This is a genomic window from Umezawaea beigongshangensis (assembly GCF_016464305.1).
GTDB classification, from domain to species: domain Bacteria; phylum Actinomycetota; class Actinomycetes; order Mycobacteriales; family Pseudonocardiaceae; genus Umezawaea_A; species Umezawaea_A beigongshangensis.
In genome coordinates this window covers 352,379-361,593 of record NZ_JAEIOJ010000008.1, presented here as the reverse complement: position 1 = coordinate 361,593, position 9,215 = coordinate 352,379, and the positions used below count along the sequence as shown (strand labels likewise).

Below are 9,215 nucleotides of genomic sequence, written 5' to 3'. Positions count from 1 at the left end.
CCGGTACGAACGCGATGCCGTCAACTACTGCGCCTTCGCCACCCTGGCCGCAGCGCTGACCTGCTTCAAGCAACTCATCAAAGCAACCACGTGAGACCGGCTCTTAGGAGCTGTATTTTCGCACCTAGGAGGGTGCCCGGACGTCCTGGGGGCCAAGGGGTCGCAGGTTCGAATCCTGTCGTCTCGACGGTCTGGAGGAGCCCGCTGGCTCTGGGTGAAAGCCCAGGTCAGCGGGCTTTTTCGTGCGTTTTGTCAATCGTACATTGATCGTCTTCAGGCGCTTTTTTGATCAAATAGCCTGATCCGGAGCGAATCCGGAGCGGGCCGCTCCAGGCTTTGCCAGCGGATCAAATGTGGTCGCTCCTGATCGGCCGATTCTTCGCATGGGCTCAACGGCCACCAACCGGCGGCAGTCGACGTGAACTGCAACATCTATCCAGGACGGTCCTGGCGGAGGTTCCAAGCAGCAACAAGCGCGTCCGGCACGAGCGTTGCTGCGGCCTCACGGGTAGAATTCGACCATGGCGGCCTGTCTCCACCTTCCGCGCTTGCCGATCAGCGCCGTGACGTGCTTCGTGCGCTGGGGTGTCGTGGCATGACCGACTCCGAAACAAAGTTCTACTGGCATCGCTGCTCGTGATTGCGGCCGAGAGCGCGCAAAGCGTCGAGGCGTGGCCGGACGCGTGATCTAGCCACCACGCCGAGTCAGGCCCTGCGGTAGTGCGCTGTAGGTGCTGCAACGACGGCCGGACGTGCGTGCCGAGGCGCATCCGCTGCTGCGCAGTGCGGGGAGGTACTTCTCCAGCACGTTACCGGGCTTCTTGGCCTTGTGGAGTTCGACCAGGTCGAGCATGTCACCGGTACCGCTGCAGAAGTCGATGATGCCCGGGGTGCGGCCGCGGCCGATGTCCTCGATGTGGTCGAAGTGCGCGCGCCAGCTCAAAGAGGAGTTCTCCGCACTGGACGCCAGCTGCATCGCGATGTCCTTGAGCCGTGGGGCGTTCCGGTCCGTCGCGGGGCGGTGCCGGGAGAGATGAGTGTGGCCGCGCCGAGACCATCGTCGCGAGCCTTGGAACGCCTTCGTGCCGCTCCGTTCCACAGTGGAATTAGCGGCGACGTGGATCCGACCGTGGCGTGTGAACGCTCGCACGACGAGGGCCGGCTCGCGGCGAGCGAGCCGGCCCTTCGGGACTCAGCCGGTTTCCGCCGCGCACTTCACGTCGCTCGGACGCTGTCCACCGAGCAGGTACTCGGTCACCTTGTCGTTGGCGCAGTCGTTCTTGCCGATCAGGTAGGCGCCGTGCCCGCCCTGGTCGACAGTGATCATCGCGGCCCGGTCACCGAACGCGCGGCGCGTCGAGCGGGCGCCGACGAGCGGCGTGGCGGGGTCACGTTCGTTCTGCACCATGAGGATGTTGCGCGGTCCGCGGTCGGACGGCAGCACCTGCTTCTCCACCGGCTTCGGCCAGAACGCGCACGGGTAGATGTTCGCCCCTGCGGCACCGAACATCGGGTACCGGACGCGGTCCACGGCGACGTTGCGCTCGTAAGTGCTGACAGCCGAAGGCCACTGGGAGTCGCCGCAGATCACGTGCAGGCGGCCGGAGATCAGGCTTTCCACGCGCGGAACCTCCGGTACCTCCTGGGTCGGTAGCGGCTGGTCGTTGTCAAGCGCCTTCCACTGCGCGGCCATCTTCGAGAACGCCGCGTCACCGGTGGCGTAGAGGCCGCCGAACACCAGCATCCGGAACTGCTGACCGGTGATGCCCTCGACGGACGGCTTCGCGTCCAGCCGGCCCGCGAGGTCGAAGTACTTGGCGCGCACCTGCTGCGGCGTGGTGCCCAGCCCGTACTCGGGGTGTGCCGCCGCCCACTTCGCGAAGTCCGGGAACGTGTCCTCCACACCGGGGCCGTACATGCGGCCACCCTCGACGTCCCAGCCGCCCCCGGGGAGGTTGCTGTCGATCACGACGCGGTCGCTGGTCCCCGGGAACAGCGTGGCGTAGACCGAGCCCAGGTACGTGCCGTACGAGTAGCCGAGGTACGAGGCCGTCTTCTCACCCAGTGCGGCACGGACGCGGTCCAGGTCGCGGGCGATGTTCGCGGTCGTGTTGTACGGCAGTTCGTCGGCGGTCGACGACGTGAGGCACTGCTGTGCCATCGTCTTGACCTCCTCAGCCCGCTTGCGCACATCGGCCTGCGTCACGGCGTACGGCGGCACGCTGCCCGCAAGCATCTGCGCATCGGTCAGGTCACACGTGGCAGGCGAGCTGTAGCCGATGCCACGCGGGTCCATGCCGATCACGTCGTACGCGTCCAGCACGCTCTGCGGCATTCCCAATGCCTTCAGGAAGAACGGGAACGTGAGGCCCTCGCTCGGCCCGCCAGGGTTGGTCAGCAGGATTCCCCTGCGCTTCTCAGGACTCTTGCTGGCCAGCCGGGTGATCATGATCTCGGTCTGGCGGCCCTCCGGCTCGCGGTAGTCGAGCGGCAGCTGGAGCTTTCCGCACTCCAGTCCTGGAAGCGCCACGTCAGCGGGGCACGTGACCCACTGCACCTGCTTCACCGGCGGTGCGGCAGACGCCACCCCCGGCACCGCCACCAGCACTGCGGCAGCGGTCACGACCACGGCCAGCGACAACGTTTTTCGCATTAGCGCATACCTTCCCGATGACGCGCCCTTCCGGCGCGCCAAACCAGTGAAATGTCAGCCGTTCATGCGGATCAGGACGTCGATCTGGGCCTTGTTGTAGAGCTCGACCACGACCTTGGCCATCGTCTGCATCGCGAACTCCTTGCCCCGCGGCGAATCGCCGTACATGCCAACGGCGTCCGGGAAGGCCGCACGCATCTCCTGCACGTACGGGAGCGCGCTCATGCGGTCGGCCAGGCGTTGGCGGGTCTCCTCGTCCGCGTCCGCGGGCAGGTTGTCGAACTCGACGATCGCGACGTCCTTCGAGTGGCTCCTCAACACCTCGTTGTAGGTGGCCAACGCCTCCGGTGAGAGCAACTGGGCGATCACGACGGTCGCCGCGCGGTCCTGCGGTGACAGGTTCGCCTCCGCGACCGTCGCCGCGATGTCGGGCGGCAGGTCGGTCGGCGCCTCCTGGCGCAGGATCAACGCCAGTTCGACGCGGATCCGTTGCAACCGTTCGATCGTCGCGGCCAGTGCGGCGTCGAGTTCGCGCAACGCCTCGCCGGGATGTTCGTCCCCGTCACCGAGTTTCGCGATCTGCGTGAGCGACAGGCCGAGATCGGTGAGGCGCTTGATCCTGAGCACCCGCACGAGATGGGTAACGCCGTAGCTCTTGTAGCCGTTGGAGCGGCGCTCGGGCTCGGCGAGCAGGCCCACGTCGTGGTAGTGCCGGATCGTGCGCAACGTCGTGCCGGCGAGATCGGCCAGCTGGCTGGTGCTCCACCCCACGACATCTCCCTCCGTTCGGCCCTGACACGACCCAGTTGAAACCATGCCGCTGCGGCATGGTCAAGGTGGGCCGGATCTTTCAGACGAAGGTGTCGGGGAGAGTCCACTTTCGTCGCACGCAAGAGGCCCCGGTCAAGGCGACCGAGGCCTTTTGTTGCGCTACAAGGAATTATTGAGCTCTTTCCAACCTCATTCGGCGTTGAGGTGGAGCGTGAGAACGGCTCGGGTCAGGTAGGTGATGCGGGTGGTGGAGCAGTGGAGTCTGCGCAGTGGTCGCCGGGTCTTGAGGGTGGAGACGGCTCGTTCGCCGAGGGCGCGGATGCGGGCGTGGGGGCGGTTGACCGCTTGCTGTCCGGGTGAGAGGGTGTGCCGCTTTCCGCGGTAGGGCACGCGGATCGGACCGCCCGCGCCTGGACATGCCTTGTCCGCCCAGCACGGGATGTCGGCTGCGGTGAGGGCGTCGACGATGCCGTGGGTGCGGGCCGCGGTCAGGTCGTGGGCTGGGCCGGGCAGTGCGGGTGAGGTCCAGAGCAGGTGCCCGGCGGGGTCGGCGAGGACCTGGACGTTCATGTCGTGTCGTTTGTGTTTTCCGGAGTGGTGCGGGCGGTCGGCGGCGATGCGGTCGATCCGGAGCGGGGTGCCGTCGAGGATGACGTAGGCCTTGCGGGCGGCGACCCGCGCCGCGTCGGCGAGATCCGGCGCGAGGTCGGCGAGGGCCCGGACGGCTTCGTGGATGTAGCGGCAGACGGTGGCCAGGGGCGATGCCGAACCCGGCGGCGAGGCGGACTCCGCTGAGGTCAGCACCCCCGATCGAGCTGACCTGCAAGACCGGGTTGACGAGGGCTCGCTGTGCGACGACGCCGAGGTGCGTCCGGGTCGTCCGGCTGATCACGGACACGTGCCGAACCCGAGAAGCAGGTCGAGAACGATCTCGACCTGCTTCTCGGGAGTTCGCCGCCGGGGGACGGCCGCTCACTCGCCAGCCGTTGTTCTGCGACGAGATCCGCGCATCGCGAGCGGGGACCCTTCATCCCCGTGGGGGGACGACAGCACCGGGTGTCCAACCTGGTGCACCGAAGAGCTCGTTTCCGCCTTCGGTGTGCCGAGGAGTTCGCTTCCCGTCGAATGCGGAGTGGTCACGCGGGCGTCGCTCCTCGGCCCTCGTGAGCTGCACCGCATTGCCGCCGTGGTGCTTCGAGGCGATGACGACGACGGCCTCGCACTGGAATCCGCCGAACGGGACGACTTCGCCGGTCGCTCGCGTCCGGCAGTCGAATCGCGTCCCTCAGATGATCCGGATCGCGGCCATCCGCACGCCACCAGAATGGTTCGGCCAGGTGAACGAGGTCTGCTTGCCGATCGCCGTTGCCGGCTGCCACCGGTTGTCGCCCAACCACTGCACGCGGTTGTTGCCCGTCCAGATCCTGACGACCCACGCGTCCTGACCGAACCTGTTGTAGGTCCCGCCGTTCGCGAAGCACTGGTCGATGTTCCTGTCGCTGCCCATGTGGTACGTGATTTTCACGAACTCGTTGTTGTTGCAGGAGACCTGGTTGATGGCGAACGCGTTACCTGCGGGAAGTGCGGTCGTGATCGCAGCGGCGGCGAACACAGTCGCTGCCAGCTTCGCGCCTTTTCGAGACAATTGAATCCTCCGTGGTGCGGATAAAACTCGTCGGAAGGGGACGACAGAATCGTAGCGATCGTTCCGACGGGTAAACCAGGTGCAGTGTCACGACATGATCCGACGTCAGATTGGAGATTCGCACAAGGTTCGGTACTGGAGGGCCCACCAGATCTCGACCACGGTGTCCGTGTCCTGGAGATCCGCTCCGGTCAGCACCGCGAACCGCTCCAACCTGTATCGCAGTGTGTTGACGTGGACGGACAGAGCGGTGGCGGCCTCGGGGATCGACCGCCGCAGGGTCAGATACGTTTCGACGGTCGCGAGCAGAGCCTCGCCGATGGCACTCTTGGCCTCCACCGGTTCGACGTACCGGGCGTGAAGGCGTCTTCCCAGCTCCGGCTCTTTCGCGACCGCCAGCCGCAGTGCCATGCGACTGTGGTCCACGATTCCGCGGTGGCCGAACCTGGTGGCGACCTCGAGCAGTTGTGTGGCTTCCGCGAATCCGGCGTGCAACTGCGACAGTCCGGTCGGGCCGACCTGTCCGACCGTGACGTCGTCGGTCAGGTCGCCGGTGATGGGCCGGGAAAGCACGGCCGCCACGTCACCGCCGTAGGTGCCGACCAGGGCCGTGTCCTGTGCACCGGCCGCGCGTTCCAGCCGGCGGCTGAGCGCGAACGGATCGGTGCCGTCGGATCGTGCCCGCAGGACCCAGTAGTGCTTGTCCGCGGCGAGTCCGAACCCGATCCCCGCCGCGACCAGCTGATCCGTCGTCATCGTGCCCTCCAGCAGGTGGGCGAGCAGAATCGTCTGCTGCTGCTCCGCACGACGAGCGAGGTCGAGCTCGGCCGTCCGGTAACCGTCGAGGAGCTCGCTGCTGTAGTGGTCACCGAGCTGCCAGATCCGCTGTGTGCCGAGCAGCACGGCGTCGGCAGGGGTCGCCCCGGCCAGGGCGACCCGGAGAAACGCGTCGCGCAGCAACGCGACACAACTCCGGTAGGCGGTCAGGACATCCGCGCCGGGTACGCCCTGCAACGCCCGGCGTCGCCCGGTTTCTCGCTCGTCCGCCGCCACGCCGACAGGCAGGTGGTCCTCACCGCGCAGAGCGCGGACCACGCGGACGACGTTGCGGTACGCGGACGGCCGGACCTCCGACTGGGGAACCACTTGGTACGAGCCGATCGCACCGGTCACCCGCAACTGCGCGGCCACCAGCTCGTCGGCGTGCTGCAACAGCCGTGTCGCCACGAGGGCGAGCTGAGCCTCCAGCGGCTCGGACACTGTCTGGCCTTTCTCGTTGGTGCACATCGTGCTCAGTGCGCCTGAGACCCGCACGATCCCTCCTGAAGGGCGGCGCACGCCGCTGTTCGGGGGGCCGCCGACGCACGCACGACGTGTGGCTGCGTTGTCCTGGCCGAGCGGTCGGCTCCGGCGCTGCGGGTGCGCACCGCGTTCCACACGACTGCGGAGTGCGAACCCGATCCGGAGCGGGCGGTGAAGCCGAGCGACGTCGACCTGCGGCACGGGGGCTCCGAAGACCGCCGCCCGCGTCCTCTTCGGCCGGACGCGTGGCGACGACGGCCGAAGGGCGTCCCCGCGGTGCGCACACGCCCTCCGGTCGTCGCTCAACCGGATCGGGGACGCCTGCCGTCCCCGGTGGCCGTCACTCCTTGACGCCGATGCCGGCGATCGGGGGGACGCGGAGCAGTCGTGCGACGGGCAGGACGGTGGTGAGCAGGGCGAGCAGCGTCGTGCCGCCGATGATGGACACCCATCCCAGCGGGGGGACGTGGGGAACGCTCTGCCCGGTGAGAGTGCGCACCACTGACACCAGGGTGAGCGCGGCGATGCATCCGCCGACGAGCAGGGAGACACCGAGCAGGCCGGACTGTTCCGCGTGGACCATTCTCCTCACCTGCTTCCGGGTGACGCCGACCATGCGCAGTGAAGCCAGCTCACGGCCACGGGTGAGAGCGGCCATGGCCATGGTGTTGGCGGCGGCCAGGGCGGCGTAGCCGACCATGACGCCGATCAGCAGCTTGTTCAACCAGGCGCTCAGCGCGAGGTCGTGGGGGAGCTGGCTGGTGAGGCTGGCCGTGGTCGTCACGGTGCTGCCGGGGTACCGGTCGGTGACGTCGGCCAGGGCGGTGGTGATGTCGGTGCCCGGTTCGGCGCGGACGAGTATCCGCTCGTAGCCGGTGGAGGCGGTGTGGCCCGCGATGACGTCCTCGGTGACGGTGAAGTCGCCGAAGCCCATGCCCCGGCCGTAGATCGCGACGATGCGCAGGGTGGCCGGTGCGCCGTCGCCGAGCCACACCTCGGCCTGGTCGCCGACCTTCCAGTCGTTCGAATCGGCTTGCAGGCTCGACACCGCCACGGTGGGCCCGCGCAGGTCGGCCAGGCTGCCGCTGCGAACCTGGAGGTCCACGGTGTGCTCGACGCCGTCCGGATCGATCGCCTGCACACCGCCGACTTCCCCGCTCCCGCCGAGGATGATCGAGGTGTTCCGCACCCCGGTGGCGGCCACCACGCCGGGAATCTCGCGTACTTCTGCGAGGGCGGTCTCGGGCAGGCTGGTGGCGGAGCTCATGGAGTGCTGGGCGAGCATCCCGTCGCGGTTCTGGATGACGTTCTGTCGTTCCAGGTTGTCCTGGAGGAACCAGATCGAGCCACCGAGGCCGACCGTCAGCACCAGTGCGGTCAGCACGGTGACCATGCCCTGGGCGTTGGCGCGCAGGTTCGCCGCGGCCAGGTAGCCGCTGTCGCCCCACACCGCGCGCAGCACCGGGCCGAGGAGCCGGGCGGCCACGCGGTTGATCCAGGGGGCGAGCAGGGCGACCGCGAAGATGAGCGCGAACAGCATGCCGAGCGCGGTGCTGAGGGCGGCGTTCCCCTTCTGCGTCGTGGTGAGCGTGGTCAGGTAGATGGCACCGGCCAGGGTGACGAACCCGGCGAACAGGCGGATCTTGCTGTTCCGACTGGGTTCCACGGCGATCTCGCCGAGCGCCTCCGTCGGGCGGATCAGCACGGTCCGACGGGCGGCGATCAGCGCGGCCCCCACCGCCACCGCCATCGTCGTCCCCACCACGGCGGCCGCAGTCGGTGCACCGCCGCTGAACGGGAACGTGTTCGGGATGAACGCGCGGTCGACCAGTTCCCCGCGCAGCCATCGAGTGGCGAACCAGCCCGAGGGCACACCGATCACGACCGACAGCAGACCGAGCAACCCCACCTCGGTGAGGATCAACCGGGTGATCTGGCCCGGAGTAGCGGCGACGGCCCGGAGCAGAGCGAGGTCGCGTCGCCGGTGCCGGACCGCGAGGCCGATGGTTCCGGCCACGACGAACACCACCAGCAGCGCCACGAATCCGCCGAACACGATGCCGAGGTCGATCAGCAGGATGCTGGCCGCCAGGTCCGCGGACTGTTCCAGCTGCCCGCGCTCGGCGCCGGCGTGGGCCTTGACACCGGCCTCGGTGGCCAGTTCGCGCACGTCGGCGACCAGTGCGGCGCTGGAGGCACCTGGCTCGGCGACGACGCCGATGGCGTCGACCTGGCCCTGCCTCGGGTACACGGCCGCCGCGTGCTCGTCGGTGAAGAACACCGCGGGCGACGCGTCGGGGCCCGGCCGGGGACCGGCGTTGCGCACGAGGCCGCTGACCCGGTACACCCGTGCCGTCCCCTCCACCAGGACGGGGACCTCGTCGCCGGGCGCCACCGAGCCGGCCACGCGTTCGTCCAGCGCGACCTCGTCGTCGTTCTTCGGCTGGGCGCCCTCGATCAGCTGGTAGGGGGTGAGCACCGTGCTGCTCCACCCGTGCCCGGTGGCCCCGCCGTTCTCCAGGATCGCCGTCACCGACGTGTCCGCCACGACGGTGGCCACGCCCGGTACCTGCCGGAGCCGTTCGACCATCGAGGCCGGGACGGTGCCTCCCTCGGGCAGCGGTGCGGTGGCGGTCCGGCCGTCCGTCGACAGCGTGATGTCGCGGTTGGCGACGACGACGTCCGTTGCGGCGTAGCGCTGCGACGCGGCCTCGAACCGCAGGCCGGACTCCACGAGCAGTCCCGTCGACATCAAGATCACCACTCCGGCCGTCAAGGCCAGCAGGGTGGCGACCGCGCTGCCCCTGCGGTGGCGCAGCATCTTCGCGGCTAGCTTCAGCATCG

The 9,215-nt window shown here is 68.5% G+C and carries 6 protein-coding genes and 1 pseudogene; all 7 read right to left on the bottom strand.

Features of this window, described 5'->3' with window-relative positions:
* Nucleotides 1–688: 688 nt before the first annotated feature.
* Nucleotides 689–976 (bottom strand): chitosanase, encoded by a 288-nt coding sequence (locus IMZ35_RS21315; RefSeq protein WP_199442892.1) that lies wholly within the window; start codon nt 974–976, stop codon nt 689–691.
* Between the two features lie 216 nt (nt 977–1,192).
* Complete coding sequence (locus tag IMZ35_RS21310; RefSeq protein ID WP_199442935.1) at nt 1,193–2,653, bottom strand: alpha/beta hydrolase; 1,461 nt, start codon at nt 2,651–2,653, stop codon at nt 1,193–1,195.
* 54 nt (nt 2,654–2,707) lie between these two features.
* Nucleotides 2,708–3,424: a helix-turn-helix domain-containing protein gene (locus tag IMZ35_RS21305; RefSeq protein WP_199442891.1), complete on the bottom strand. Its 717-nt coding sequence runs from the start codon at nt 3,422–3,424 to the stop codon at nt 2,708–2,710.
* A 189-nt stretch (nt 3,425–3,613) separates the two neighbouring features.
* Nucleotides 3,614–4,208 (bottom strand): annotated as a pseudogene (locus tag IMZ35_RS21300) (transposase family protein); the annotation flags it as partial.
* Between the two features lie 501 nt (nt 4,209–4,709).
* Complete coding sequence (locus IMZ35_RS21295) at nt 4,710–5,036, bottom strand: beta/gamma crystallin domain-containing protein (RefSeq protein ID WP_199442890.1); 327 nt, start codon at nt 5,034–5,036, stop codon at nt 4,710–4,712.
* Nucleotides 5,037–5,174: 138 nt separating this feature from the next.
* Entirely contained in the window at nt 5,175–6,383 is a 1,209-nt protein-coding gene (locus IMZ35_RS31825) for a PucR family transcriptional regulator (RefSeq protein WP_199442889.1), read from the bottom strand.
* 328 nt (nt 6,384–6,711) lie between these two features.
* A complete protein-coding gene (locus IMZ35_RS21285; RefSeq protein WP_199442888.1) occupies nt 6,712–9,213 on the bottom strand; it encodes an ABC transporter permease in 2,502 nt (833 codons plus the stop codon).
* Nucleotides 9,214–9,215 lie beyond the last annotated feature (2 nt).